This is a genomic window from Agrobacterium sp. CGMCC 11546 (assembly GCF_013365515.1).
Lineage (GTDB): Bacteria > Pseudomonadota > Alphaproteobacteria > Rhizobiales > Rhizobiaceae > Agrobacterium > Agrobacterium fabrum.
This window is the reverse complement of the sequence record NZ_CP047389.1, coordinates 13,597-39,064: the sequence shown is the minus strand read 5'-3', so window position 1 is coordinate 39,064 and position 25,468 is coordinate 13,597. Positions and strand designations below refer to the sequence as shown.

Annotated in this window: 24 protein-coding genes and 3 pseudogenes; 14 read left to right on the top strand and 13 right to left on the bottom strand. The window is 58.8% G+C overall.

Annotated features, from left to right (window positions below; all coding sequences use genetic code 11):
* Positions 1–158 precede the first annotated feature (158 nt).
* Complete coding sequence (locus tag GSF67_RS23515) at positions 159–1,055, bottom strand: LysR family transcriptional regulator (protein ID WP_006313551.1); 897 nt, start codon at positions 1,053–1,055, stop codon at positions 159–161.
* 128 nt (positions 1,056–1,183) lie between these two features.
* On the opposite strand from GSF67_RS23515, the gene GSF67_RS23510 reads away from it, so the two are divergent.
* The 5 genes from GSF67_RS23510 to repC all read left to right on the top strand — a co-directional run bounded on the left by GSF67_RS23510 (position 1,184) and on the right by repC (position 7,221).
* On the top strand, positions 1,184–2,155 hold the full coding sequence (locus tag GSF67_RS23510; RefSeq protein ID WP_006313550.1) for an MBL fold metallo-hydrolase: 972 nt from the start codon (positions 1,184–1,186) through the stop codon (positions 2,153–2,155).
* Positions 2,156–2,189: 34 nt separating this feature from the next.
* Complete coding sequence (locus tag GSF67_RS23505; RefSeq protein WP_006313549.1) at positions 2,190–2,759, top strand: pyridoxamine 5'-phosphate oxidase family protein; 570 nt, start codon at positions 2,190–2,192, stop codon at positions 2,757–2,759.
* Between the two features lie 735 nt (positions 2,760–3,494).
* Positions 3,495–4,778 carry a plasmid partitioning protein RepA gene (gene repA, locus GSF67_RS23500; RefSeq protein WP_035215636.1) on the top strand — a complete coding sequence of 428 codons (1,284 nt, stop codon included), beginning with the start codon at positions 3,495–3,497 and terminating at the stop codon, positions 4,776–4,778.
* Entirely contained in the window at positions 4,775–5,806 is a 1,032-nt protein-coding gene (gene repB, locus GSF67_RS23495) for a plasmid partitioning protein RepB (protein ID WP_006313547.1), read from the top strand. Before repA ends, repB begins: the two co-directional genes overlap by 4 nt.
* Positions 5,807–6,006: 200 nt before the next feature.
* Positions 6,007–7,221: a plasmid replication protein RepC gene (gene repC, locus GSF67_RS23490; protein ID WP_006313545.1), complete on the top strand. Its 1,215-nt coding sequence runs from the start codon at positions 6,007–6,009 to the stop codon at positions 7,219–7,221.
* Between the two features lie 332 nt (positions 7,222–7,553).
* Here repC and GSF67_RS23485 read toward each other — a convergent pair whose 3' ends face one another.
* The 4 genes from GSF67_RS23485 to GSF67_RS23470 are packed head-to-tail and all read right to left on the bottom strand — an operon-like array spanning position 7,554 to position 12,155.
* Positions 7,554–8,681, bottom strand: coding sequence for an FAD-binding oxidoreductase (locus tag GSF67_RS23485; protein ID WP_006313544.1), 1,128 nt, complete (start codon positions 8,679–8,681; stop codon positions 7,554–7,556).
* A gap of 44 nt (positions 8,682–8,725) precedes the next feature.
* Positions 8,726–9,733, bottom strand: a complete 1,008-nt coding sequence (locus tag GSF67_RS23480; protein ID WP_006313542.1) for a Gfo/Idh/MocA family protein — start codon at positions 9,731–9,733, stop codon at positions 8,726–8,728.
* Positions 9,734–9,752: 19 nt separating this feature from the next.
* Positions 9,753–11,261, bottom strand: a complete 1,509-nt coding sequence (locus GSF67_RS26275; RefSeq protein ID WP_006313540.1) for an amino acid ABC transporter permease/ATP-binding protein — start codon at positions 11,259–11,261, stop codon at positions 9,753–9,755.
* A gap of 60 nt (positions 11,262–11,321) precedes the next feature.
* Entirely contained in the window at positions 11,322–12,155 is an 834-nt protein-coding gene (locus GSF67_RS23470; RefSeq protein ID WP_006313538.1) for an ABC transporter substrate-binding protein, read from the bottom strand.
* Between the two features lie 225 nt (positions 12,156–12,380).
* On the opposite strand from GSF67_RS23470, the gene GSF67_RS23465 reads away from it, so the two are divergent.
* Complete coding sequence (locus tag GSF67_RS23465) at positions 12,381–13,445, top strand: LacI family DNA-binding transcriptional regulator (RefSeq protein WP_006313537.1); 1,065 nt, start codon at positions 12,381–12,383, stop codon at positions 13,443–13,445.
* 261 nt (positions 13,446–13,706) lie between these two features.
* Positions 13,707–14,012 (top strand): hypothetical protein, encoded by a 306-nt coding sequence (locus GSF67_RS23460; RefSeq protein WP_010974274.1) that lies wholly within the window; start codon positions 13,707–13,709, stop codon positions 14,010–14,012.
* A gap of 55 nt (positions 14,013–14,067) precedes the next feature.
* On the opposite strand, the gene GSF67_RS23455 is transcribed toward GSF67_RS23460, so the two are convergent.
* Positions 14,068–14,853, bottom strand: coding sequence for a DUF72 domain-containing protein (locus GSF67_RS23455; protein ID WP_083815906.1), 786 nt, complete (start codon positions 14,851–14,853; stop codon positions 14,068–14,070).
* Between the two features lie 1,152 nt (positions 14,854–16,005).
* Positions 16,006–16,308: pseudogene (locus tag GSF67_RS26120) on the bottom strand (hypothetical protein); the annotation flags it as partial.
* Between GSF67_RS26120 and GSF67_RS23450 the strand changes: the two are divergent.
* From GSF67_RS23450 to GSF67_RS23440, 3 genes and pseudogenes are all read left to right on the top strand, one after another.
* A pseudogene (locus GSF67_RS23450) lies at positions 16,307–16,487 on the top strand (NAD(P)H-dependent oxidoreductase); the annotation flags it as partial. The pseudogenes GSF67_RS26120 and GSF67_RS23450 sit on opposite strands and share 2 nt — an antisense overlap.
* Positions 16,488–16,582: 95 nt before the next feature.
* A complete protein-coding gene (locus tag GSF67_RS23445; protein ID WP_006313530.1) occupies positions 16,583–16,765 on the top strand; it encodes a hypothetical protein in 183 nt (60 codons plus the stop codon).
* An 86-nt stretch (positions 16,766–16,851) separates the two neighbouring features.
* Positions 16,852–17,580: a DsbA family oxidoreductase gene (locus GSF67_RS23440; protein WP_006313529.1), complete on the top strand. Its 729-nt coding sequence runs from the start codon at positions 16,852–16,854 to the stop codon at positions 17,578–17,580.
* A gap of 33 nt (positions 17,581–17,613) precedes the next feature.
* On the opposite strand, the pseudogene GSF67_RS23435 reads toward GSF67_RS23440, so the two are convergent.
* Positions 17,614–17,860, bottom strand: a pseudogene (locus GSF67_RS23435) (recombinase family protein); the annotation flags it as partial.
* A 324-nt stretch (positions 17,861–18,184) separates the two neighbouring features.
* Between GSF67_RS23435 and GSF67_RS23430 the strand changes: the two are divergent.
* Together GSF67_RS23430 and GSF67_RS23425 are read left to right on the top strand one after the other, a co-directional pair.
* On the top strand, positions 18,185–18,433 hold the full coding sequence (locus GSF67_RS23430; RefSeq protein WP_006313527.1) for a type II toxin-antitoxin system VapB family antitoxin: 249 nt from the start codon (positions 18,185–18,187) through the stop codon (positions 18,431–18,433).
* On the top strand, positions 18,430–18,843 hold the full coding sequence (locus tag GSF67_RS23425; protein ID WP_006313524.1) for a type II toxin-antitoxin system VapC family toxin: 414 nt from the start codon (positions 18,430–18,432) through the stop codon (positions 18,841–18,843). The genes GSF67_RS23430 and GSF67_RS23425 overlap by 4 nt, the downstream gene beginning before the upstream one ends.
* A gap of 15 nt (positions 18,844–18,858) precedes the next feature.
* Here GSF67_RS23425 and GSF67_RS23420 read toward each other — a convergent pair whose 3' ends face one another.
* The 3 genes from GSF67_RS23420 to GSF67_RS23410 form a co-directional block, all read right to left on the bottom strand.
* Positions 18,859–20,013 carry a site-specific integrase gene (locus tag GSF67_RS23420; RefSeq protein ID WP_035215634.1) on the bottom strand — a complete coding sequence of 385 codons (1,155 nt, stop codon included), beginning with the start codon at positions 20,011–20,013 and terminating at the stop codon, positions 18,859–18,861.
* On the bottom strand, positions 20,013–20,300 hold the full coding sequence (locus tag GSF67_RS23415) for a hypothetical protein (protein ID WP_006313522.1): 288 nt from the start codon (positions 20,298–20,300) through the stop codon (positions 20,013–20,015). Before GSF67_RS23415 ends, GSF67_RS23420 begins: the two co-directional genes overlap by 1 nt.
* A 317-nt stretch (positions 20,301–20,617) precedes the next feature.
* Positions 20,618–21,754: a site-specific integrase gene (locus GSF67_RS23410; protein ID WP_006313521.1), complete on the bottom strand. Its 1,137-nt coding sequence runs from the start codon at positions 21,752–21,754 to the stop codon at positions 20,618–20,620.
* Between the two features lie 127 nt (positions 21,755–21,881).
* On the opposite strand from GSF67_RS23410, the gene GSF67_RS23405 reads away from it, so the two are divergent.
* Both GSF67_RS23405 and GSF67_RS23400 read left to right on the top strand, forming a co-directional pair.
* Positions 21,882–22,841: a DUF1403 family protein gene (locus tag GSF67_RS23405; protein ID WP_035215669.1), complete on the top strand. Its 960-nt coding sequence runs from the start codon at positions 21,882–21,884 to the stop codon at positions 22,839–22,841.
* A gap of 2 nt (positions 22,842–22,843) precedes the next feature.
* A complete protein-coding gene (locus GSF67_RS23400) occupies positions 22,844–23,530 on the top strand; it encodes an SMC-Scp complex subunit ScpB (RefSeq protein ID WP_035215666.1) in 687 nt (228 codons plus the stop codon).
* A 10-nt stretch (positions 23,531–23,540) separates the two neighbouring features.
* On the opposite strand, the gene GSF67_RS23395 is transcribed toward GSF67_RS23400, so the two are convergent.
* The gene (locus GSF67_RS23395) at positions 23,541–24,593 is read right to left on the bottom strand and encodes a TniQ family protein (RefSeq protein WP_006313518.1); all 1,053 of its coding nucleotides are present in this window, start codon (positions 24,591–24,593) and stop codon (positions 23,541–23,543) included.
* Complete coding sequence (locus GSF67_RS23390; RefSeq protein WP_006313517.1) at positions 24,590–25,468, bottom strand: TniB family NTP-binding protein; 879 nt, start codon at positions 25,466–25,468, stop codon at positions 24,590–24,592. Before GSF67_RS23390 ends, GSF67_RS23395 begins: the two co-directional genes overlap by 4 nt.

Sequence of the window (25,468 nt, the reverse complement as noted above, 5' to 3'; positions counted from 1 at the left end):
CACTCGTCCATATCTCTGCCGTCGAGTGCGCTGAAATGTGCGAGCTCCTTGACGGTCGGAGGAACTGCAACCTCCAGTCAGCCTGACCGGCCTCGCTCGCTGACGACCAAATTTGATGAGCGCCCGACAAAGCTTGCCGGAGGGGCCGGGTTGGCACGCTAATAGGCGATTTGCGCGCGCAGACGCGGCGTGATCCAGTTCAGGAAGCGTCGCACTTTCATTGGCAAAGGATCGACTGGCCCATGGACGACATTAACGGGCAGCGGTTCAGGCGCGAATTCGCTGAGGACCTCCTGCAAGGCGCCGGACTTTATCTGATCGGCCACCTGGTAGGAGAGCACGCGGATGATGCCGATACCTGATACTGCCGCCCGAATTGCCGCCTCCGTCGTGTTGACCGCGAACCTTGCCCTTGGTTCGACGTTGAAGGCAGTCACGTCGCGGCGGTAGCGCACTTCTGGTGCAGTCGCAAAGCCTTGGAAACTTATTCCGTCGTGTCGAGCGAGATCGTCGGGTTGAAGCGGAACGCCTCGGCAAGCGAGATAATCGGGGCTGGCGCAAACCACCCGGCGTACGGCGCCGACGCGTGTGGCGATCAGCGCGCTATCGGCTAGATGGCCGATGCGCAGGGCGACATCGACGTGCTCATCTGCCAGACTTATCTGCCGATCAGCCAATGTCAGCCGCAGGTCGATTTCCTGATGTTCCCTCAGGAATTCCAGGGCAATCGGCAGAACATGGCGTTCCCCGAAGGCAATCGGTGCGGTCATATGCAGCCCTCCACGCAGCGCGCCATGGGCACCGCTGACCTCTTCTTCCGCTACGTCCAGTGCTTCCAGGATACGCCTTGACGCAGCGACATAGTTTCGTCCTTCATCCGTCAAGGTCAGGCCACGGCGCGTACGAAGCACCAGACGGGCACCGAGATGCTTTTCAAGGTCGGCGACCTTGCGACTGACCGTGGCGAGCGGCGCATGCAAGCGCCGGGCTCCCGCCGATAGGCTGCCGGCATCGACCACGGCAAGCAGCACCGACATCGCATCAAATCGATCCATCTTATCCTTCCATAATTTGAGAGGAACATTCCTGAAATCCCACGATACCCTATCCATTTTGGATATCCTAGCTTTCATGATGTCGAGGGAACGCCGCCAGCCGCCCTCCCAAGGTCAGGAGAAAGTTCATGCCCCCACTCTCACGTCGCGCCTTTGCCAGCGCTCTTCCCCTTGGTTTGCTTGCGGGAGGACTAATCGGCGTCGGAAAGGCCATTTCCGCAACACCGGATCGTGCTGTCACTCTAGCCACCGTAACGCCGCTGGCGCAGATCAGCATTGGTCGCTTTACTGTGACGGCACTGGCGGACGGCTATGCAGACATGCCGTACAACTTTTTCCCCGGGCGCGAGCCGGGTGAAGTCGAAAAGGCGGCCGCGGTTGAGTTCACAGCCCGGAAAAGCGGGGTACGCTTTCTCTTTAACCAGTATCTCATCGATGACGGCCAACGCCGTATTCTAATCGATGCTGGTGCAGCGGGCTCAATCGGCCAGACAGGCAAATTGCCCCAGGCACTCGCCGCTCTTGGTCTGCAGCGCGACCAGATAGATGCGGTGATCGTAACGCATATGCACCAGGACCATATGGGAGGCCTGATCGCCGGCGGCAAAAACAACTACCCCGGTGCGGAGCTTTATATCGATCGTCGCGACGTCAAGCATTGGACTGACCCGGCAAAGCGCAGCGGTGCACCCGAGTATCTGCAAACCAGCTTTAGTATGGCGGAAGAGGTTGTGCGCCTGTACCCGCGGCTACAGGCCATTGATGGAGAGCGTGATATCATCCCCGGTGTCTCGATCGTCGATTTGACGGGCCACACGCCCGGGCACATCGGCGTGCGAATAGAAGATGACGGCAAAAGCCTGATCATGGTTTCGGACATGATTTTTCCGGTGGTACATCCAGCAGCGACGGATGTATTCTTCCTGTTCGAGCAGGACAGGATAGCAGCCAAGGCAATGCGCGACCGCTTTTTTCCACGCGCGTCCTCAGAAGGTGCGCTCATTGCTGCTACACATATGCCGTTTCCGGGGCTCGGCCGGGTCGTTTCAGACCGTGGTGAGATGCGGTGGGAAGTCGCGGATTGGGCGTTTCAGGATTGAGGACGGATTCGTCCGCCGGGAAGAGGTGTATACCATGAGCAGATATCTGGATATTGCCACGACACCGTCTGTCGCCGTCGCGCAGCAGCACTATGGCAGCGCCGATCAGTGGGCACGGGTTGCCGCACGCGGTAGCGCAGATGAAACTGCCCAGAGCCAGCACCTCGGCCCGGCCGAAGCGGCTTTCATACGGGAGCGCGACGGTTTTTATCTTGCCAGCGTCTCTGAAAGCTGCTGGCCATACGTCCAATATCGCGGAGGCCCGGCCGGCTTTCTGCACCCGCTTGGGCCCACGCTATTGGGCTTTGCGGATTTTCGTGGAAACCGACAATACATCACTACGGGAAATGTCAGCGTCAACGACCGCGTCTCTCTGTTTCTCATGGATTATGCTCACCGCCGCCGACTGAAAATCTTCGGACATGTGCGCGTCATTGACGCAAACGATGACCCGGAGCTGGCAGCGCGCCTGACGATGCCGGATTATCCTGCACGGGTGGAAAGACTGGTACTGATTGCAGTGGAGGCATACGACTGGAACTGTCCTCAGCACATTACACCTCGCTTTACGTTGGCGGAGTTGGAGCGCTGGAGATTGGAGTGACGTGGAACGCGCGGCTTTCTTCCTGATACCCTCCGGCCCATCGTGATCACTATCAAGGCGTTGTGCGCCGGTCGGAGTTGTCAACAAGCGGAAGAGCAAGCCCCCGGCGTCACCAAATAGTGCTACTGGCCTTATCCAATATGACAACCCGAAAATCGCATTGTCGGGGCGGCCGGCAATCGAGGTCGCAGCGTTGGCCTCCAAAGCCAGCGCTCATGGGTGCGTACATTGGCCAGGAATGTTGGACTTCCCCAGTCACCACGCCTTGGAATCTGGGTGCAAAGATCGTCAGTGTTCCTCTTGAATGGGGCCTGGCAAAAGAACGTGTCTGCGCCTTGGAAAGTTCGGCCAGCACACACCACGTTCTCGGCACGCTCGAAAACGCCGACAGGATTACCGCCAAGCCTGAAGTTTGTGATGCTCTCCCAGCAATTTCTTCTCACCCTCGTTGTGACGTGCAGCGAAAACCATGATGTGCACTAAGTTCCCCGTATTTTTGGCACGGAAAATCAGCACACTCGAGAATCGGGTGCCCGTCGGTGAACTCTACAGATCCTGGTTTTGCGGTGCCGGCACCTTCAAAAGCCTAGCGGCGCTCCAAGATCGCCTCCAAAACGGGCGGCGACGTTCACTAAGCCAAGGAAAATATTAACCGTAGTTATGGCGAGGCCAAGCGCGGATAGTGGTTCATTAAGGATTCGTTAACCCTTAATGTCTGGACGTAAAGCGAGAATCATGTTGTATCTTTGGCGGGCTTTGGGCGGCAAACCGAACCTTGCCCGCCAAGGGGGCGATATGGCGATAGCGAAGCAGATTGAAGCAACGATCGGTCAAAAGGAAGATGCAGGTGGCAAGATCGCCCGCCATGCAAGCCTTTTGTCGCAGCAATTGCAGGAACTCCGCACACGCATGTACCCGCCGAAGTCGGAGAAAAGCCTGCGGCCCTTCCTGACCAACGAAGTCTCCAAGCTCACATCGATACCTGATTCCACGCTGAAACTCATGTCGAGTGAAGGGCGCGGGCCGGTTCCTGGACGCCTGGAAAACAATCATCGCGTCTATACGCTTGCCCAGATAAACGAGTTGCGCGAATTCTTTGCCAGCCAGAAGCCTTCAGAGGCGTTGAGATTTTTGCCGCGCAGACGCGAGGGCGAGCATCTTCAGGTTGTCGCGATCGCCAACTTCAAGGGCGGTAGTGCAAAGACTACGACCTGCGTTCATCTTGCACATTACCTCGCTTTACAGGGTTATCGCGTCCTTGCACTTGACCTTGATCCGCAGGCATCGCTTTCCGCTCTCTTCGGTGCGCAGCCCGAATTCGATGTCGGTGCCAACGAGACGATTTATGCGGCCCTTCGTTATGACGATGCCGAGCGTCGCCCGATCCGCGATATTATTCGCAAAACGTATTTCGATGGTATCGACCTTATTCCGGGCAACCTCGAAGTCATGGAATACGAGCACGAAACGCCGCGCGTCCTGGCGCAGAAATCGGGCTCGGGCGCGATCTTCTTCGAGCGTCTCAAACTTGCCCTTTCCGAGGTCGAGCAGGACTATGACATCGTCATTCTCGATACGCCTCCGTCGCTCGGGTTTCTGACGCTCAGCGCAATTTATGCCGCGACCAGCATGATTATCACGGTACATCCGGCCATGCTTGATGTGGCGTCGATGAGCCAGTTCCTGTTGATGATGGGCGATTTGATCAGCGTGCTGAACGAGAGCGGAGCACAACTCGATCAGGATTTCATCCGCTATCTTGTCACCCGCCACGATCCGAACGACGCACCGCAGTCGCAGGTTGTTGCGATGATGCGCCATCTGTTCGGATCGGATGTGCTTCTACCCACGCTGATTGAAAGCACGGCGGTCGAGGCAGCGGGACTTGCCAAACGATCCATTTACGAACTTGAGATGGGCCAGATCGGCCGTGATACGCACAAGCGCGCCCGTGAGGCGGTGGATGCCGTCAACGAAGCGATATTGAAACTCATCAACACCAGTTGGGGACGCACATGACCAGCAAGTCATCGCGTAAATCCATCGTTGCAAATTTCGGACTGCTGTCGGCGGAGCTTGAAAACCGGCTGTTGACGGACAATTCTGCCACCCCGCAACAATCGGCAGCACCTGCACGTGTTGGCGCCGGCGTCATCGGTGCGGCGCACCGCGCAATCGACGACATCAAATCCGAACGCGACCGCCTGAAGGCGCTTGTCGAATCGGGTGGCGGTGCGATCCGGGAACTCGATCCGTCAAAGATCGATTCCTCTCCTTTTCCTGATCGTCTTCCAGATGACAACGCATCGGATTTCGAGACTTTCAGGAACTCCATTCGGTCCGAAGGTCAGAAAGTTCCTATTCAGGTCCGCAAGTCGCCTTCCTCACCTGAACGCTATCAGGTAATCTACGGCCATCGCCGACTGCGGGCAGCCAAGGATCTCGGAATTCCGGTGAAGGCGATCGAAGTCGAGATTTCCGATGTCGAGCTTGTCATCGCGCAGGGTATCGAAAATGCCGATCGTCAGGATCTGACCTGGATCGAGCGCGCCCTGTTTGCCCGCCGCATGGACGATGCCGACGTGAAGCCTCGTGATATCAAGGCGGCGTTGTCGATCGACGATCCAGAGCTTGCCCGAATGCGGGCGGTTTATCGCTCCGTTCCGTTCGATATCATTGAGGCGATCGGTCGGGCGACCAAGGTCGGCCGTCCGAGATGGGCAGAATTCGCAAAGGCATTCTCTGAGCATGCTGATCTGCATGATGAATTGCGCAAGGCGCTGTCGCTCGCTTCAGAAAAGCAGCTGGGGTCGGATCAGAAGTTTTTGGCAGCCCTCAATGCCCTGAAACCCGCAGCACCGTCACAGAAGGCCGGCGGGAAGAAGATTGCCGGCGCCGCGGGCGAACAGCTTGGCAGTTTCCTGCGTACGACCAAGGACATTCGCATTTCGGTGGAGACGCCGGCCGGAGCAGAATTCCTCGATTTTATCGAAGCCGAACTACCCACGCTGGTGGAGCGGTTCGCCCGCAAGGGATCAAAGACTTAAACCGAAGCTGAGTAGCAAGCTTCGAAGTGATTTTACGGAAGGAAAGTGCGCAAAAGAAAAAGGCCCCCGAAACGTTGCCGTCATGGAAGCCCTTCTCGTTGTGTGAGAACTTGAGAATCGCATTTCCATGAATCTTAGTCAAGAGTCTTTGGCATCGTTTTGGTGAGCGTGAATCTTTTGCCTTTTTGAAAGGCGAGGACATGGAAGGTGGACAAGTGACGACGCCCTTTGGGCGGCGGCCTGTGACCCTTGCGCTTGTGAAGCGGCAGATTGCCACGACCAAGATCGAGGAAGGCAAGTCGGCAGACAAATGGAGGGTCTTTCGCGATGCATCAGAGGCAAGAGAAGTGCTCGGTCTGCAGGATCGTAGCCTGGCGGTGCTCGACGCTCTCCTGAGCTTTTATCCCGAGAACGAACTGCGCCAGGACGCCCAGCTCGTCGTCTTCCCGTCGAACATCCAGCTGTCAATTCGCGCGCATGGTATCGCAGGTGCCACTTTGCGTCGGCATCTTGCCCTTCTCGTTGAGGCCGGCTTAATCATCCGCAAGGATAGTGCGAACGGCAAGCGCTACGCTCGAAAAGATGACGAGGGATCAATCGAACACGCTTTTGGATTCGACATATCCCCGCTCCTTATGCGGGCTGAGGAACTCGCATGCCTGGCCCAGCAGGTTGCCGCTGATCGAATTGCCTTCAGAAGAGCAAAGGAAAGCCTGACGATCTGCCGGCGCGATATCCGAAAGCTGATCACGGCTGGCGTTGAAGAGGGAGCTTCAGGCGATTGGAGCGGGCTTGAAGAGCGCTATCTTGCGCTCGTCGGACAAATTCCGCGCAATCCAACCTTGAATGAACTCAGCGATCTGGGTGCCAAGATGGCCAGCTTGCGAGAGGATATCCTCAAACTCCTGAATTCCGATGATTTTTCTTCAGAAATGACCACCAATGATGCTCAAATTGAGCGTCACATACAGAATTCAAATACCAATCACCTTAATGAACTTGAACCTAGCTCTGGAAACGAGCAGGGAGCGAAGCCGAGCCAGAACAAGCAGGCCGGACATGTGCCGATCAAGGCTTTTCCTATTGGCCTTGTGTTGCGAGCCTGCCCGGAGATTTCGAACTATGGGCCTGAGGGTCAAATCGGGAGTTGGCGCGAGCTCATGACCGCCGCCGTGGTTGTCAGGTCAATGCTTGGGGTTAGTCCCTCCGCATATCAGGAGGCCTGTGAGATAATGGGTCCAGAGAATGCTGCGGTAACCATCGCCTGCATTCTGGAGCGCGGTGGCCACATCAATTCGCCGGGCGGGTATCTCAGGGATTTGACAAGCAAGGCGAAGCGCGGTGAGTTTTCACTTGGTCCGGTGCTTATGGCGCTGTTGCGAGCTGGCGGTCACCAGGTGAAAGCCACGGGATAAATGATGGTTGGCTGGGAGAGGTGGTATCGTTATGAGGGCGGCGGCCTGCGACGTCGGAACCGTAGTTAAGGTGGTGAGGGGTTTGATTGATCACGTCAGGAAACCGGGCATGCCAATTATCACCACCCGCCCTGCCCTTCATTGACCCTTCCCACTCACCTCGCCGAGCTGGTGAATGGGACAAGAACAATCCACGTCCGGACGATAACTGGTGAGTACCGTGATCGCGCCCGCCTGGGAAACTGAAACGACGGTTCAGCATCGGCGTGCGGTAAAACAAGCCTGCCGTTAGGTCAGCAGGCTCGTGTTCCGGAGATCTTCGAATGAGTGTCTTAGCTTGAGAAACGCTCCGGTCGGAAGGTTGCGAGCATCTGATGCTCGGTCCCGGTGACAATCTCGAAAGCGAGCAATTCGCCCACGATCAGGCCAAGCGTTGCGCCGCTATGGCTGAAGGCCACGTAATAGCCGGGAATGGCCTTGATGGCTCCAATCACCGGCTCTCCGTCGCCCGGGATCGGCTTCCCACCAACACCGATCGAAGCGACTTCGAGTTGCGGATTGCCTTCCATCACCTTGGCAGCCTCCACAAGAAGCTCGGCAACAATCGTGTCATCGATCTCATAGGTGCCGTCCGCACGCACTGTCACACCCTCGTCGGCCGCCCAGTCGGCATCCAGCGAGAAGGAGCCACCTGGCGCGGGGCGAACAGCGACACGCGGTGTGTTGAGGACAGCGCGCAGGGGATGGGCGAGCGGTTTGGTTTGCACGAGAAGAGCGATCGGTGTCCCGTCACCGATGATTTGTCCGCTTTCCCCAGCCATCTTCGGCACGGCCGGGCCTGTCGCGAGCACAACAGCATCGGCCCGATGGAGATAACCTTCTGCGGTTTCCGCACCAACAGCACGACCACCCTCGAGCATGACCCGCGCGGCACCTTGGTCCGTCACCAGAACGCCCCCGAGCGCGAAAAACTCTTCCAGAAGCACCCTGATCAATGTTGGCAGATCGACCCAGCCTTCGCCGGGATTGAAGATGGCACCCTGCGGGGTGATTGCGCCTGCGTCTATGCCCGGTGTGACGCGGGCGACGTCGCCTGCGGAAAGCCGCTGCGCGTCATAGGCAAGCGAAACCTCGTGGCGATAGGCTGCGTCGATCTCGTTGCGCTCGTCATCCGAATCCCAGGTCAGCCCACCATCGAAGCGAAGCCATTCCACGTCGGGGTTCTCCGCCGCGAGCGTACGATACCGGTCGATGCCAGCCATCCGCAACTGATGATAGGGTTCCGAGCGCATGCGCGCCGAGTTTAACCAGGAAAGCGAGCGGCCGGAGGCACCGTTGGCGGGCGGGCCGTCATTGAGGATAGTGACCTGGATGCCGCGCCGCGCAAGCTGCACGCCGGTAGAAACGCCGAAGATACCGGCACCGATGATGACGGCCGAAGAGATGGTGTTGTCGGTCATGGGGTTGGCTTTCAATCAATTGTCATACGGATGGGGTGAAGCGGTCAGGGCTCTTCCCAGCGGCCGCTGGCGGCGGAGCGGAAAAGGGCATCGATCGCCTTCGTGTTTGCGATCGCGTCGCCAAGGTCCGTCTCGAGTGGCTTTCCGGAGAGAACAGCCTCGGCAAATGCATCGGCCTGTTCGCGATACTGGTCGACCGGCCCGATCATGATCTCCTCGCGTCCACCGCCGGCCAGATCACGGCCATCGTCGAAGATGAGGACAGTCGGCTCATCGGCGGGTGCATTGAAAGGAATGGGAATTTCCAGACGCCCACGCGTTCCCAGCACCGTCACCTTCTGCGTGAGGGACAGTTGCGTGGAACAGGTGAAGGCAAGCTGCTTTCCCTCCGGAAACGCTAGCAGCCCGCTCGTCAGCCGGTCCGTGCCGAAAACGGGATCACGCTCCATGAGCGCGATTGCCCGCAGCGGTTCCGCATCGAACAGGAAACGCGCCGTGTTGATGGCATAACAACCGACATCGAACAGACCGCCGCCGCCAATATCAGCCTGGTTGCGCACATTCCCGGGGTCGTCGAGATAATAGGAAAAGATTGTCTGGATGGCCCTGACCTCACCAAGGCGCTCCTCGGTGATCAATGCATGTGCTTTCTTCCATTGCGGATGGTGGCGAACCATGAAGGCTTCGGCGACCGGCAGGCTCGCCGCCTTTTGTGCGGTCGCAAGTTCCCTCGCCTGTGCGGCATCAAGCGCGATCGGTTTCTCGCAGAGCACGGGTTTGCCCTGCTCCAGGGCCTTGATCGTCATGGGCACATGCAGATGATTGGGCAAAGGGTTGTAGATTGCATCTATTTCCGGATCGGCAAGCAAATCCTCGTAGCTCCCATAGGACCTGGCGATGCCGAAGCGGGCCGTCATCTCCTTTGCCTTGGCGGCATCACGCGAGGCAATTGCCACAACGCGCCCCAGGCGGCTGGACTGGATGGCGGGAATGACCGCTTTGGCAGCGATTCCTGCGCAACCGAGGACGCCCCATCGTATCGTTCGTGTCATCTTTTTCTCCTCCCGACGCTCAGAGCACTTCCGCAAGGAAGCGCTGGAGGCGCGGGCTTTGCGGGTTATCGAATATCGCCTCTGGCGTGCCGGCTTCCACCACGCGCCCCTCATCCATGAAGACGACCTGATCGGCGACCCGGCGGGCAAATCCCATTTCATGCGTCACGACGACCATGGTCATGCCACGCGTGCCGAGTTCGGCCATCAGGTTGAGCACGCCCTTGACCAATTCCGGATCGAGCGCACTCGTCACCTCATCGAAGAGGATAACTTCCGGCTCCATGGCAAGCGCACGGGCTATGGCGACGCGCTGTTGCTGCCCACCGGAAAGACCGCCCGGACGGTGATGCTGACGGCTCGCAAGACCAACGTCGGCAAGCCTTGCCTTGGCAATGCGCTCGGCCTCGGCTGCAGGCAGGCCCTTGATCTTCTTCAGCGACAGCATGACGTTTTCCAGCGCCGTGTGATCGGGAAAGAGATTGAAATGCTGGAAGACCATACCGACCCGGCGGCGCAGCGTTTCCGGTTTCATGGCCAGAATGCTTTCACCATCGATGAGAATATCGCCGCTCTTCGGCTCGACCAGACGGTTAAGTCCGCGCAGCAGGGTGGATTTGCCTGAACCGGACGGGCCGATGATGCAGGTGACGCTGCCCGGCTTTACCGAAAGGTCGACACCCTTCAGCACATCGAGATCGCCATACGCCATGCCGAGACGGCGCACATCGAGGCTGCCACCCTTGAAGGCGACACCGGACGCGCGGGCTGCACCGTCGAGTTCACTGACTTCCTCCAGCCCACTGGTGATGACGGATGGACGCTGCTTGCCGATCCGCAAGCGATTGTCGATCGCATTGACGACATGGGTGAGCGGTACGGTGACGATGAGATAAAATACGCCCGCCAGCAACAAGGGCGAAAGATTGCCCGTCACCACCGCCTGGTCCTGCCCCACGCGGAAAATCTCGCGCTCGGAGGCCAGAAGCCCGAGGAAATAGACAAGGCTCGAATCCTTCACGTTGCCGATGAACTGGTTGACGAGAGCCGGCAGCACACGGCGCACACCCTGCGGCACGACGATAAGGCGCATGCCCTGACCGTAGCTCATCGAGAGCGCCCGGCAGGCCTCCATCTGGCCGCGGTCAACGCTCTGAATACCGGAGCGGAAAATCTCGCCGATATAGGCGCCAGCGATCAGGCTGAGCGCCAGAATGCCGAGCGGATAAGGCGACGGACCGAAGAGCTCGCGGCCGATGCGGGCAAAACCCTGGCCGATCAGGAGGATTGTGACGATGGCCGGCAGGCCGCGGAAAATATCGGTATAAAGGCGCGCGGGAATGCGCAGCCATGGCGAGCGGGAAATACCCATGATGGCGAGCATCATGCCGATGGCGACGCCAAGCACCGTCGAGGTCGCAGCCAGAATCAGCGTATTCTTCAGTCCGACCGTGATCATGGTCGGCAGCACTTCGGCCATGGCATTCCAGTCGAGGAAGCTGCGGCGCAGGTTTTCAAGCCAGTTCATCAGTATATCCCTTGAAAGAAAGGCCGGCCCGACCGGTGGAGGCCGGACCGGAAGGCGGCATCACTGCTTGGGAAGATATGCCGCCGGCATCGGTGTGCCGGGGAACCATTTTTCATGAAGCTTCTTCCAGGTGCCGTCCTGCATGGCCTCTTTCAGGCCCTTGTCCAGTGCGTTGCGCAATGCATCGTTCCCCTTGCGGATGACGAAGCCGGCAGGCGCATCGAAGCTTGGAATGTTGACTGCAATCTTCAGCGCCGGATAGCGGACGGAGTAGTCTTTTGCCGCCTCGAAATCGAGGAAATGGGCGTCGACCGTGCCGTTGTTGAGCGCAGAAACGGCTGAGTTGTTGTCCGGGAATTTGACGAGATCGGTGCCGGTAAAGTTCTTCTCGGCATAGATTTCCTGCAGCGTGCCCTGCACGACGCCGAGACGCTTGCCCTTGAGGCCTGCCGCATCGGTGATGCCAGCCTCTGAAGTCAGCACGCTGAGGAAACCTGCAAGATAACCATCGGAGAAATCAACGGTCTCCTTGCGCTTGGCCGTCGTGCCAATTGCGGCAGCCGCAACATCGAAGCGGCCGTTAGCGACCGAGGGCATCAACGCCGAGAACTCCTGACCGGTGAAGACCACCTGCTCCTTCTTGAAGCCAAGACGCCCTGCGACGTTGAGGAAAAGCTCGATGTCGAAACCGGTAAAGTTGCCGTCGGCAGTGGTAAAGGCATAGGGCTTGGCGTCACCCATCGTGCCGACACTGATGGTGGTGGGATCAATGAGGCCAAGCGGATTGTCTGCAAGCGCCGGGGTCGCTGCGCCTGCAAGGACACCAAGCGTGACCGCGATGGCAGTGGCGCGGATTTTGGCAAAGGGGGAAGTGAAGGCTTCGGTAAATCGCATTGGTTTCGTCTCCTCTGGTGTCGTTGTCTGCGATGTATTCAAGGCGCACGGGTCCCATCCGGACGGCGACATGACGTCACCTGCCCGGCCCATGCAGTTCGCATGTCGGAGTCTTTTTTGCTGTTGAGACCGGTCTCAATGAGAATGAGACCGGTCTCTTTGATTATTGGTAATTGTTATCTTCGCATTTGCCACCCGTCAAGTTCTCTTGTAAGGCTACCGTTTATGGACAAGAGCCTATCTAAATCTCCTTCCGTCACCGTGGCTGACGTCGCACGCAGGGCCGGTGTCTCAAAGGCAACGGCTGCACGCGTGCTGGGCGGCTACGGAACTGTCAGCGACAGGGTGCGCGAGGCTGTCACAGCTGCGGCAAGTTCCCTTGATTATCGTCCTAATGAACTTGCCCGCAGCATGACGACCGGCCGCTCCGGTACGATCGGCGTCGTAGTGGGGGATATTGAGAACCCCTTCTTCAGCCTCGCGGTACGCGGCATCACGGATATCGCCCGGCAGGCCGGCTTCACCGTCATTCTCATCAATTCGGGCGAGGACGCGGCGGCGGAGAAGGCGGCGATCCGCACATTGCTTGCCAAACGCGTCGATGGCCTGATTGTTTCCCCTGCCAAGGAAAATGACGTTGAGCACCTCCATGAGGTTATCCGCTCGGGGCTGCCGCTTGCTTTGCTCGACCGCGGAAGCGACACACTTGAAGTCGACACGGTTCTAGCCGACGACCGTTATACCGCCGAGAATGTCACGAGCCGGTTGATTGCGCTCGGCCACCGCCGCATCGCTTACCTCACCGCCTGCGACACGCCGGATCATCGCTTCCGTACGCCGCAGGACATTAGCACCGGTTCGGTGCGGCGCCGCATCGAAGGATATCTTGCTGTCTGCCGTGAGGCTGGCCTTATCGGTATGGAGGATTGGGTAAAGGTTGGGGCCGTTACACCTGAACGCACACACCGGATCGTTATCGAGATGCTCCAATCGGGACACCGTCCGACGGCGATCATTGCATCGGACAGTATAATCGGCCTTGAGGTGTTCAAGGCGCATCGTGAGTTGGGATTAAATATTCCGGGGGATCTATCTCTGGTGTCATTCCACGACGCTGACTGGACATCTGTAACCACCCCCCCGGTCACCGTCGTGCGCCAACCCGTCTACGAACTGGGAGCGACGGCAGCCAAACTGCTAGTTGAGCGACTAAATGGCGAGGATTGGGCCGCCCGCAAGGTGGTTCTAAAAAACGAAGTTGTTGAACGCGCCTCCACACGAGCCATTTGACACTAACATCTGCCCTTGGCTCGTGGCGTGCACTGAACAGTGCCCTCGCCGCTTCGGTGCGACGTAGCACTTTTGGTATCGAGTAAAAAAATGTCGCCAGGCGGCCGGCCTGCAACACGGTTTGCCTTCTAGACGAGGTGCTGACGTGTATCGCAGCCGCGATTGGAAGCGACACAGGCCATAAAGCGCGTTTCGCAAGGTTTGAGTTGACCATTCTCAGCGGCGAGGCGAAACTTGTCGTAATGGCAAGGGAGGAATAGAATGGATCAACCAAACCTATGGCGTCATATGGCAAGCGCGCCGAAAGACGGTAATCGGATTCTCGTGACGATCCGCTCTTCAGAGCAAGGCCCAGCGCAGGTAGATCTCGTTTATTGGTCTAACGGCGATCGACTCGGCTCGGAAGGCTGGCGCGCTTCAGACTCTTCGCCGGGCCGAATCATCGAATACGCTGAACCGGAATTGAAGTGTTGGATGCCAATACCGTCGGCAAATGTCGACGGCCTCTCGACCCCCTCCCCTTGGCAAGGTGATGATGACCGGGAGCTGTACGGGTCAGGGATATGATGGGATGGAGTGCGAACATTCCGCCCGCCCTTAGCTCTCGTTGATCAAACACGTCTCATCCCTTTGCTGACTTGGCCGCGGCGTCTTCAGCCACCGGATCTCTCTTGCCTTTCCTGAGTGTTTTGCGAGGGGCACGGCTCGACCCAAGCATAGACAGAGCGTTCTCAATTGCAGCTCCAGAGGCGGTGTTATCGAAGACGCACCATCCGTCAGGCGCCACGATTTTTGAAAAGAACTCGATCTCCTCATCACTGTAGACAGAATAGTAGATTTTTGGCTTTCCATGTAAACGAATGTATCGAGGAGGTGTGTCGAAAACTTCGACAGGCCACACGAGGGCAGGATCAGCGAGAACCCTATCGATCTCGTATGTCTTCAACAGATCTCTAGCTTCGAGCGAGGCCCAACTTTTGTGCCGGGCCTCGATGACAATCGGTCCCATGTCGGTATTGCGCATCGTTTTGAATGCAATATCGAAGGTTCGGCTCTCAAAAGCCAATGATGGCGGCAACTGGCACAGAAGCGGTCCACGTTTTTCGCCAAGTGGGGCGATATCTTCAATGAAACTGCAAAACGGCTCGGCGACATCGATCATCGCACGCGTATGTGAGATCTCTTTGGGCATTTTTACAGAAAACCGAAAGCCGTCTGGCACAAAGCCGGCCCACCTCGCGAATGTGGACGTTTTGTGCCGACGGTAAAAGGTGGAATTGATCTCGACGCCGTCAAAGACGGAGGCATACCGTTGCAGGCCACTGCCCTCTTCCGGAAAACGGCTGGCAACTTTTTTTGGTATCGACCACGCTGCGGTGGCAATGATGGGCAAATCGCTTTCCTCCATTTTGGATTTGCAAGTGTGTAAAGAGCTGGCGCCCCGAAAGTTCCCGATCTGCTTGTCATTTACCTTTAGTAGACATGGCACCGGTCGGACATCGAACGATTTCAACCTCATGGCTGGACTTTAGCCATGGGTCTGTCGCGCTTTCGAAGCGTTCTTACGTTTGTGCTGTCTTTGGATCGGGCTCTGGAAGATCGTTGCCGCTATGTAGATGCTGGTGCACGGCCAATGAGCGTAACACACCTTCTCGCAAGTAGGCGGTATGCACTATTTGCGCGGTCGTAGCGTTGCGTGGCGCTCGATTGCCGAAGTTTGCCGTTGGTGGACGAGCGAAAATGAGCCCCATTCCTTCTGCATTTTAAATTTGGCTGACAGGTATGACGTCGCTCGAATGGGTATATGTTATCGTCTTGTTCAGTTGGCCCTCCCCTCCCTCTTCAGATAGATAGCTTTTCTTTCCGATGTGATTGGTGGAAGACACGCGGTGTCTGTATCAACGTATCGGTCCGCGTGACGTCGCCTGCTTATAAGCGCTGTTTCCACGCAATGGTTTTCCAAACCTTGTCAGCTGACAAGGTCTTGGCCCCGAACTTGCTCTCTGGGTCTTGATGTGTCCAGTAAGGCTGTATCTGCATATGAGGCTTCAAGGGTGCTGGCCTAGGGTTTTGAAAACCTTGTCAGCTGACAAGGTTTTCAAGCAATGGGTTACAAGTAAGCAACCAAAATGACGCCTCCTCCCTACACAACCAATAGGCTGACCGACAGGAATAGTCGGGCGTCGCAGAACGGCTCGGCGAACTGCGGCGTTTGCCAGCAAGGCAATTGAGTTCAAAACTTTCAAAAGCGCTCCCGATACAAAGAACATCATGCTCCCATTCATTAGATCAAGTTGATGTCGGTAACTGTGGTATTGGGCAAGGAGAAGGACCTCAATCGCCCTAGCGTTGTGGAGTCCCCGGCGACTAGGAGAGAAAATTCAGTACAGCATCATCCAACAAATCTCGCGTGACGACAGGTCACGGGCTAAACACCCGTCGTTTCATTTCAGCGTTCGAGAGGGGAAGGCTGTGGACGAGGCTAAGGCTCGACTGCCGGGCTGTCATCGACGAGCTTGAGGAGCTTGGCTTCAATTCCTTCGTCTAAGGAACCGTGCGTCTATGGATCTTTGTTCAAGAGCTTTAGGATACACTCTTGCCATGTTAATAGCTGTACCGCCCTTCCCTTCGCCGAGCGGCATTGTTGTAATAGCTCGACGCTTGCTGAACCGAGCGATGGTGGAATTGTTCATCGCTTTCGGAAGGGGAATGCAGCGATCAGCTGCCTCCGTCGATCCTGGCAGCTAATAGCAAGGTATTCAGCGCCTCCATCGGCCAACCAGTGAGATAGACAATTTCGCCCTGTTCGCCTGTGGGCCGTTTTGCTGCGGCCGAGATGGAAGGAAAACGAGGGGAGGGGAGGCGAATGGGCCGCCTTCGATTTCCAGACCGGCTATCTGCGCCACCTCCTGGGGCTTCATCGGGTTGATCGACGTTGAAATCGCTCGCGTGGAAGGCACGGTCTTCGGACCTGAGACGGCCACGGCCGCCATCGCGGCGGCAGAAGCCCAGGTTCGCGCGGTCCTGGAAAAGGCCGCCTGAAGGCGAGCCGGCCGGCTGCTCAAGCTGTGAGCACGAGTCTGCATTTCAGCAGTTAGAGCAGGCGCTCCAAGCGATAGGACAAAAAGGAAGATGAAATGAAGATCACTCTCTTTGGAGGGGCGGGACCAGCGGGATTTTCCTGGCTGCTGGGTCCGTCGGGCGAAGGTGTTGCCCCTGATGAGGCGCTGAATCCGCAGTTAGCCGAACGACTATGGGACATGTCCATCCAGATGACCGGGATCGACCCTCGCTTGCTTCCCGTCAATCGCCCGTCGTGACTTACGGATGGAGGGTGCCGCGGTCGCCGCCAAGCGGTTCAGATCAATCCAAGACTTTTCGGCTCAACGATCAGAAGGATCACATAATGCTGAAAATCGATCTTTACACCGAGATCACCTGCCCCTGGTGCATCATCGGGCATCGCCGTCTCGACAAGGTCCTGGCGGGGCGCTTCCCTGAGTTGGACGCGGATATACGTCAGCATCCAGACCTTCTGCTTCCCGACGCGCCAGCGGAGGGCCTCTACATTCCCGATCTTCTCCTCTGGCGCTACGGCGTGACGGATCCGAAGGCGCTCTTCGCCAGACCCGAGGCGGAAGCACGGGCGTCCGGCCTTGATCTCGACCTCAGTCGCCAACCCTGGACTTACAGGACGCAGGCAGCGCATGGGTTGATCTTTGCAGCGCGAGCACGAGGTACGCAGCATCAGCTCGCGGTCGCGATCACCGATGCTTACTTTCTGGAAGCCAAGAACATCTCGGACGCCGATGTGCTCGCGGATATCGCCGTGGCCTACGGGTTCGAACGCGAAGAGGCCCGTGCAATCGCGCTTGATCCCGAGCAGCACAGACGCGTTGAGCAGGAGGCGGCCCGGTCGATGGCAGCCGGGGTCAGGTCAGTTCCTCATTTCGTCTTCGGCGGGGGCATCGCCATCAACGGAGGACGCAGCGAAGACGAGATTGCGTCGGCCATCCGGGAAGCGATTGGCGTCGCGGCGTCTGCCCGAGAAAGGCGGTCCGCCACGTCGACAGCGAAGCTGGAAATCTCTGCTGGCGGAAAGCGCGCGCGTGAATCTGGGCAATCGACAAGTTGATGCTCGCGTCCGCGATGACGAATGAAGGCCGAATCAATGTGCCTCATCCAGCAGGTGCCGAATAGAGGAGGGCTGCCATTTGCGCCCGCCGCCCGCCGGTCGCTCACCCATCTGGTCCAGCTGGGCGGCAATATCGCGCAGCGAAAGATTCGGATCAGCACTGGCAATCGCTGCAACGAGCTTCATCAGGTGATCCTTTGGGGGCACGACGGGGCGAGCGCGCCAAAAGCTCGGGGTCGGCAAGCTTCTCGCGGACCATCCGATGCACCGCGCGGCGCATTGTACAGATAGGAATGCGTGAGAGAATGGCCAGTTGCAAGCGTGTTTTATGACCTGAATGCAGCCCTGTCAGACGCGAAACAGGGCGTCGAACGACTCCGGCCACGACCGGCTCGAAACGCGCTCTGATGGCCGTCTACGGCGGAAATTGCTTAAAGTATGGTGTTCGGGGAGGGATGTGTTGGCCTCACGCGGAACGAACATGCACGATGACCAAACCACGGGGCGCCAAATCAGAAATATTAGATAGCCATCAAGATGGCAGACGCCATCTTGATGGCTATTTCAATTTAAGTTACTGTGGATCCAGAGAAAGGAGCATTCAATGGTAACACCGCAACTCTCTGTCCGCAGTTCCAAAGCTCGCGACCTTGCCCATAAGCTCGCCCGCCGAGAAAATCGCACGATTGCCGATATCGTCGAGCGCGCGCTCGAAACCTATGAGGCTCGTGAGGCAGGACGTGAACCCGCTGCGAAATTCTATAGCCGTCTTTCATCGCAGTCGGGTACGGATATCGATTTCGACAGTATCATCGATGAAAACAGACGCGCTCACAAAGGCGTCGAGCTTTGATTTTTCTCGACACGAATGTGATGTCGGAGACTTTGAAGAAAGCTCCCGATTCTGCGGTCATAGCATGGCTGGTTCGTCACGACGCCGAATTGGCATTGCCGACGGTTGCAGTTGCTGAGATCGCTTTTGGTATTCAAAAGATCAGGCCGGATCAGCGCGCAGATCGCCTGGAAGAGGGACTTGTGAGCTGGCGTCGCCGGTTCTCCGACAAGATGTTTGCCTTCACGGAAGAAGCGGCATTGGCCTATGGGGATATCATGGGAGACGCTGCGCGGCAGGGGAGGGGGATGTCGGCTCCGGACGGCATGATCGCGGCGATAGCGCGGATCAATGGTGGCCGGTTGGCGACCCGAAACCTCAAAGATTTCGAGACGACAGGGCTCGAATTGATCTCGCCCTGGCAATTCTAACAGTGAGGTCCGATCCTACAACAATCGGGCCGCTCGCCCGCTTCTCCGTGTAGTACTGTTATAATAGCTGGATGCTTGCTGCACCGAACGATGTCGGGACTGTTCCATCGCCTCTGGCAGGGGGATGCCGCGGTTGGCGGCCTCGGTCAAATATCCTGACCGCAGCCCGTGCGCCGAAAACTCCCCACTGTCCAACCCAGCCATCTCTGCCCGTTGCTTGAGAATGGCATTGACCGACTGTGGATCAAGCGCTCGTTTCGACACCGTGCCCCAGCGTCCGATCCCGCGAAACACGCTGCCCTTGTCGATTTTCGCGGCCGCCATCCAGGCATTCAGCGCTTCGACGGGTCGGCCGGTCAGATAAACGACATCGTCCTGTTCACCGGACGTGGTTTTGGTCCGACCGAGATGAATGGCGAGAGAGGGGAGGGGAGGGCCGTCAGTCACCTCAATTGGTGCTTCCACAGTCAACTGTTCCAGGCGAAGGCCTGCGATCTCGCTGCGCCGGCGGCCGCCGGAGGCAAAGGCGACCATCAGGATCGCCCGGTCACGCAGATCGCGCAAGCTCTCCGTTGCGCAGGTCGCCAGCAGTTTTGACAAAACATCACCGGTCACAGCCTTGGCGCTTTTGCGTTTTCTCGGTCGCGACGTGGCGCGCACTGCGAGGCGGATTGCCTGTTTGAGGGCAGGGGAGGTAAAAGCACCGGAAAAACCACGCCATTTGGTCAACGTTGACCAGCTCGCCAGTCTGCGGCGCACCGTGTCTGGCGCGTGGGGGCCTGTCGATTTGAGAAATCCCTGGTCTCGCAACAACTGATCGACGTCAGCGGGCATTCCGTGATCTCGATCCGTAGCTCGTTTTTGGGGATCCCACAAATGCTGCGCGACGAATTTTAGCAGCAGCGCCTCGGGCGCCGGCCAGGGGAGGGACCGTTTTGTGGCGGCGAGCGCCCATGCTTCGAGATAGGCCAGATCGGAGGTCAGCGCCCGCAGCGTATTAGCGCCCATGCCCTCATTAACCAGATGGCGAAGCGTTTCGACATCCTGGTCGGTCAACAGTTCGGCCAGTTCGTCGCGGCGATCGATGGGCAGCACCGAGGCGATCGTATCGAGCTCGACGCCACGTCGTTCCACTTCTGACAGAGAGGCTGGTTTCTTTGGGGTCCCCATCAAGCTGTCTCGGCCTGCGGCCGCCAGCGCGCAAGAATCTGTTCGATCTCGCCGCGATAATCGGTTGGATAAAACAGCTCTTCTTCATGCGCCAGCCATGTGAATATGGTTACCATGTCCTCGGCGATGTCGCGATCGACATTGGCCAGATCGGTGAGGTCGAAACCGCCCAAAACCTCGGCGTTCCACCAGGCGAGCAAAAAGTTGGCGACACGAGCGCTTTGGCCTGTGTCGCTGTTGGCGACGTTGAGCAGTTTTTCGAGGGCGAAGCGGACGCGATCTTCCATGTTGAGAGCCTTTGCTGAGCGTGATTTGGCCCAGATTAGCTGGCTTTGCTGGCTTTGTCGATCTACCATCGATAAGAGATAATTATCGATGGTTATAGGCTCAACTGTCAGTCATACCATATGGGGAACCACAATATTCAACTAGAGTTCCTTTAACAAATCATTTATCATGATTTCAATGGCTTACGATATCGCGAAAATCAGCATGAGTGCCCTGATGTGGCTCTTACTTCGCGATTTCAATTGAAGCGCTAAGCTAAAAATCCGGTACGCAGTTTTGACCTAACGATTTCCTGCCGGGCGAGGGAAGGGGCCTCTTAAAGCCCTGACGCCTTTGTCAGATTGGTGCGGAAGCGGTCGCGTCGTCGCTGATATTTACGCGTCATCTCCGCCGAGGAGTGACCCAGCTGTTTCTGAACGTAACGCTCCTCGATATCGGCCGAGGAGGCAAGGCCGGCGCGTAGCGAGTGGCCTGAGAAAAGCAACGCACGTTCCCCTTCCGGTAGATCGGAACGGACGCCGGCGGCGAGTGCGGTTTGCTTGACCAGACGGGCGACATGCTTGTCGGAAAGCCGCTCCACGTCGACCGTCTTGTTATCCTTGAAGATGCGGCGGAAGAGGGGGCCGCGCGCGATCCGGCCGAAGCGGATCCAACTCTCGAGGGCAGCCACGGGGCAGGTCTCGCTGGAGGCGCCGCGGCCGACCTCGACCTCGCGCCATCCGGTTTTGCCGCGCAGCGTCACCAGGACGCCCTGGTCAGGAAAAATCTCGATCCACCCGTGGCCGTCGCTCTTGTCGTCGCGGACGATATCGAGACCGACGATCTCGGAACGGCGCAGGCCGCCCGCAAAACCCAGGAGCAGGATGGCCCGGTCGCGCAGGCCCCTGAGATCATGGCCGAGGGTGTTGACCATCATCTTGATGTCGTCGCCAAGCACCGCCTCCTTCTGCTTCGGCGGTTTTGCGTGCTTGCGGCGGATGCCGGCGAGTACCGTGGCAATATGCCGGTCGGAGCGGTCCATCGGCACGCCGCGCTGGGTAAAATACCAGGCGAGGCCGGAAAGACGCCGCTCGATCGTTGCGACCGAGAGGGGAGGGGCACTGCGTTTCGTCTTGCCGGCAGCGGTGTCAACGACACTGCCCGAGGCACAGGCGCCGATGTAGAGGCCGATGACCTGGCTTGAGGGGGGTAGGGGTTCAAAGCCTTCGCGTCGGCACCAGGCAGTGAAATGTCGCCAGTCCTTGGCGTAGGCGCCGCGGGTGTTTTCGGAACTGGCGGCGTTGGCATAGGCTGTCGCGGTCTCGACCAGGGCTTCCAGCCGCGCCGGGACACGGGCTGCCGGCTGCGGGGCGGGAACCGAGTCGGCCATTTCGCTGCCGATATCCACGACGTCGGGAAGATCGCCAGGGCCAGAATCGTCGTTTTTGGGCGGGTTTGCCGGGGGATTTTCCATGGTTGGGGAGCCTATCACTATATGTCCGGTAATGGAAGGTTATTGGACATAAAATAGCAATGACGGGTTGTGCGGTTTTGCTAGAAAATAGTGGCATAAACCGCGCGCCTTGATTATGCTCAGCGGCATGGATTTGCGCCTCCGCTCTCCGATTGCCACACCGATCGCGCCGGCGGCCGTGCCGCTCCTGCCAGCTTGGGCGACGTTGCGCGCCAGCGATGGAAGCGAGGTGGATGCCGCCTTTGCCGCCGGTATCGCGCTGAAATCCTTAGACGATCTGGTGCACACCGCTCAGCCATGGGCCGGCTGCTGGCGCCAGCGGCTGGCGCTCCGGAGCGCACAATCCGCCGTGCAACTGTTCGGCCGCAACGAGGGCGAAACAGCCTTGCGCGACGCAGTGTTGCTGACCGCGCTCGGCGACGATCCCGGCCCGGCCGGCGCGCTGCTTGTGGCCTTCAACAAGCTGGCGGCGAAGAAGCGACCGATCGGCACGAAGGTTCTGGAGGAATTGGTGGCACTGATCGGCTTGCGCCGTGAGGGCCTGAGCGAACTCACCGACCTGTTCGACGCCGCGCTGCAGTCCGGCCGCGCGGCACCCTTCGCGATCGCCGAGCTGGTTGGCAACGTCTGTGCAGTGCGGCCCGACGCCGAAATTTTGGCCTGGTGGCTGGCCGACCACCTGCTGGCGGAAAAGCTCGGCTGGGCATGTGGCGTGCCGCTGCTGATGGGCGAACGCTACGGCGCGGCGTTCAAGACGATCGGCGGCCGGGGCAGGGTGCGGCCCGGCGAAGCCGGGTTTGCGCGGGCCGTGTGCCTGGCGCTCGTGTCGGGGACGACTGAGGCCCTGCGACAAGCCAATGACATCGGCCGGCGCGCTGAGACATTGCTGGCGGCGGCGCATAAGGTGCGGACGAAGGGCGCCAGCGTCGTCATCCAAAAGCTGCTCGACGAGGATGCCGTGGCGGCCCCCGCGCCCGGCAGTAATCTTTCTCGCTGGGCGGCGACGCGGTTGTTCGAGCGGCTCGAAAGTTTTGGCGCGGTGCGTGAACTCTCCGGCCGGACCTCATTCCGGATTTTTGGATTGTGATGATGGCGTGGACGAGCTCGGCGAAATCCAGACGAAGAGCGCAACCAAGTTTGGGAGACGAAGGTCTCCTGGATCGCGAGCTTGAGGATCTGCCGCCGGAGCTGCGCTGGCGGGAATGGATGCTCAGGGTAGAAGCGGTGATTTTTGCTGCCGCGGAACCGATGAGCCGCGAAACGCTGACGCGGGTGGTCGGAAAAGACTGCAGCATCGATCTCATCATCGACGACCTCAGGGAGGAATTGCGCGACAGACCTTATGATATCGTCGCGGTCGCCGGCGGCTGGCAGCATCGAAGCCGTTCGGCTTATGCGTCCGCAATCCGCGCCTCGCAGGCGCCGACGCGGTCGTTTGCGGTGTCGTTGTCGGAACACGAAGCTGCGGTGCTGGCAGCGATCGCCTACTTGCAGCCGGTGACCCGCGGCGAGTTGTCCAACATGTTCGGCAAGGAGGTGAGCCGCGACACAATCGCCAGTTTGCGCGACGGCGGGTTCCTCGGCTCCGGCCCGCGTAGCCCGACGCTCGGCGCGCCCTACACCTATGTGACAACGAAGCATTTCCTGTCGGCGTTCGGCCTCGAGACGTTGCGCGACCTGCCCGATCTGGAGCGGCTCGAGGATGCCGGAATGCTCAGCCGGCAGGCGCTTGAGGACGGCGCGACCGCTGAGGTTGGCGACGTTTCGGAGGACTGAGTTTTCGTCGTTATGGCCGTCTCTCTGTCCCGATCCGCTCCTGCGCAGGGCGACCGGAAGCTGGGCTCATTTTGGCATAGGCGCCGAGCAGATCTGGAAGCTTTACGCCCTTTTCGTTGCCCTTCGAGGCAGCCGGCCGTCCTCTGCTTCGCCCAAGAGCGTTCGCAAGCAACTCGATCCAAGCGCGGTGATCACTCGTCGGAGGAATCAGACGCCGCAGGCGGCGTGCTTCTCGTTCCTCCTCATCATCCTTAGCACCTTCCACCGGCCACTCACTTGGGAGATTGAGACGTTGAGCACAGTACGTTCGGGCCGCGGTCGACAGGCTGGTCAGGATCATTGTCGAGTAGTAACCGCCGACACTCGGCATGCTCAAGAGCCGGCGAATAAGCACGGGGCCGGACGGGGATTGGGTCATGGCTTCGAGGCTGCAAATATCGTCGATGCATCGATCAAGCGTTCTCGTCGCGGGACTGAGGTAGGGAATGGATGCGCGCCGTAAGTCATAGCCGCACGCGACACAATAATGTTGCGGCACGAGTGCGGCTTGGCCGAAGACCGCAATGCGGCCGAGGCAGGACGGACATCGGTCACGCAATCGACAGCCATGCTTTGTGCATGAAACCCGGGTCGCCAGTCGCCATCGACGGCGAAAATATGGTTGTGCATCGTCAGCAAGACAGCGGCAGCAGAACTGCAGCCATGCAGAACTGTCGCGATGTCCGCTGTCGCGCAACGGCAGCAGCAGTTCCTTCGGCAACCCATGCGACAACGTCATCGCGGCGAGCTGATCGGGCGCGACGCCGGTTTTGGCATACAGCAGCTTTGCGATGTCGGCCGGCAGCCTCAGATCGAGGGCTGCCGACCACATTCCCGGATTAAGTCCGAGCACGCGCGCGAAGGCCCTCGGGGCTACGCCGTTGGCGTAGGCGAGCCGGTGCAGCCAGCTCGACAGCAACTCGTCCGGCTGTGGCGCGATGGCACCTGGCCACCGGTCGGAAACCACGTCACGATATCGTTCGCGAATGCTGATTTCCGGGGCGACGATGTTGACCGCCGTCATAGAAGACTGTCGCGCAGCGCCGAGTTGCGTCGCTGCGAGATCGGCACATAGCGCAACTCGTCGATGCTGGTTTTGCTGATTTGTTCGGTCCCGGATCTGATCGCTGTGACCGCCGCCTTGGTGACGATGGCGATGATCTCGCCGATCAAGCCTTCCGACAGGCTGAATATCCGCCGTGCCAACGGTTCGTTCGACAAATCCGAGCTTTTTGCGAGCGGCAAAGCGGCTTCGAGACTGTCGAGCAGCATGAGATAGTTCTCGTCATATTGCCAACGCGGAACCGCAACGAGGTCGAAGCGGCTCGCCATCTCGCTGGTGGCGTTGATGAAATCGCAGACCGCCACCTCGCCGATCAGCACCGGCGAGATGTCGTACTGGCGGCCGATCCGCCGTAGGAAGGCAAAGACGGCCTCGACGTCGCACGCCCGGCCCCGCAGCGCATTGTGAAACTCGTCGAAAATCAGCACCCTCGGTTTGAGACAGGACAGCAAGTGGTCGAGTTGCTCTGCCTTGCGGCGAAGGTCCCATATGTCGCCGCCAGGAGCGCGCAAAGCCTGCAGAATGCTGGCATAGAAATGGCCAAGGCCGGCGCCTTCGCGCGTCTGGGCTATCCATACCTTTTGCTCGGGCGAGGTTCTCAGGTGCTCGACGGCGAACCGCTCGGCGATCATCGTCTTGCCATTGGCGTAGGGTCCGACCAACATCAGCCCCTGAGTTCGCAAGGACGGAGGTCGCTCCAAGAGTTCGGCCAGACGCCGATGGCTATCCTGGGCAACATGATGCCCGATCCACCGGGACGCGCGGATATAGGCGATCCTTTCCTCCTGCTCACGGTCGAGATACGGCCGGACATGCTCGAGCAAATGATCTGTCAT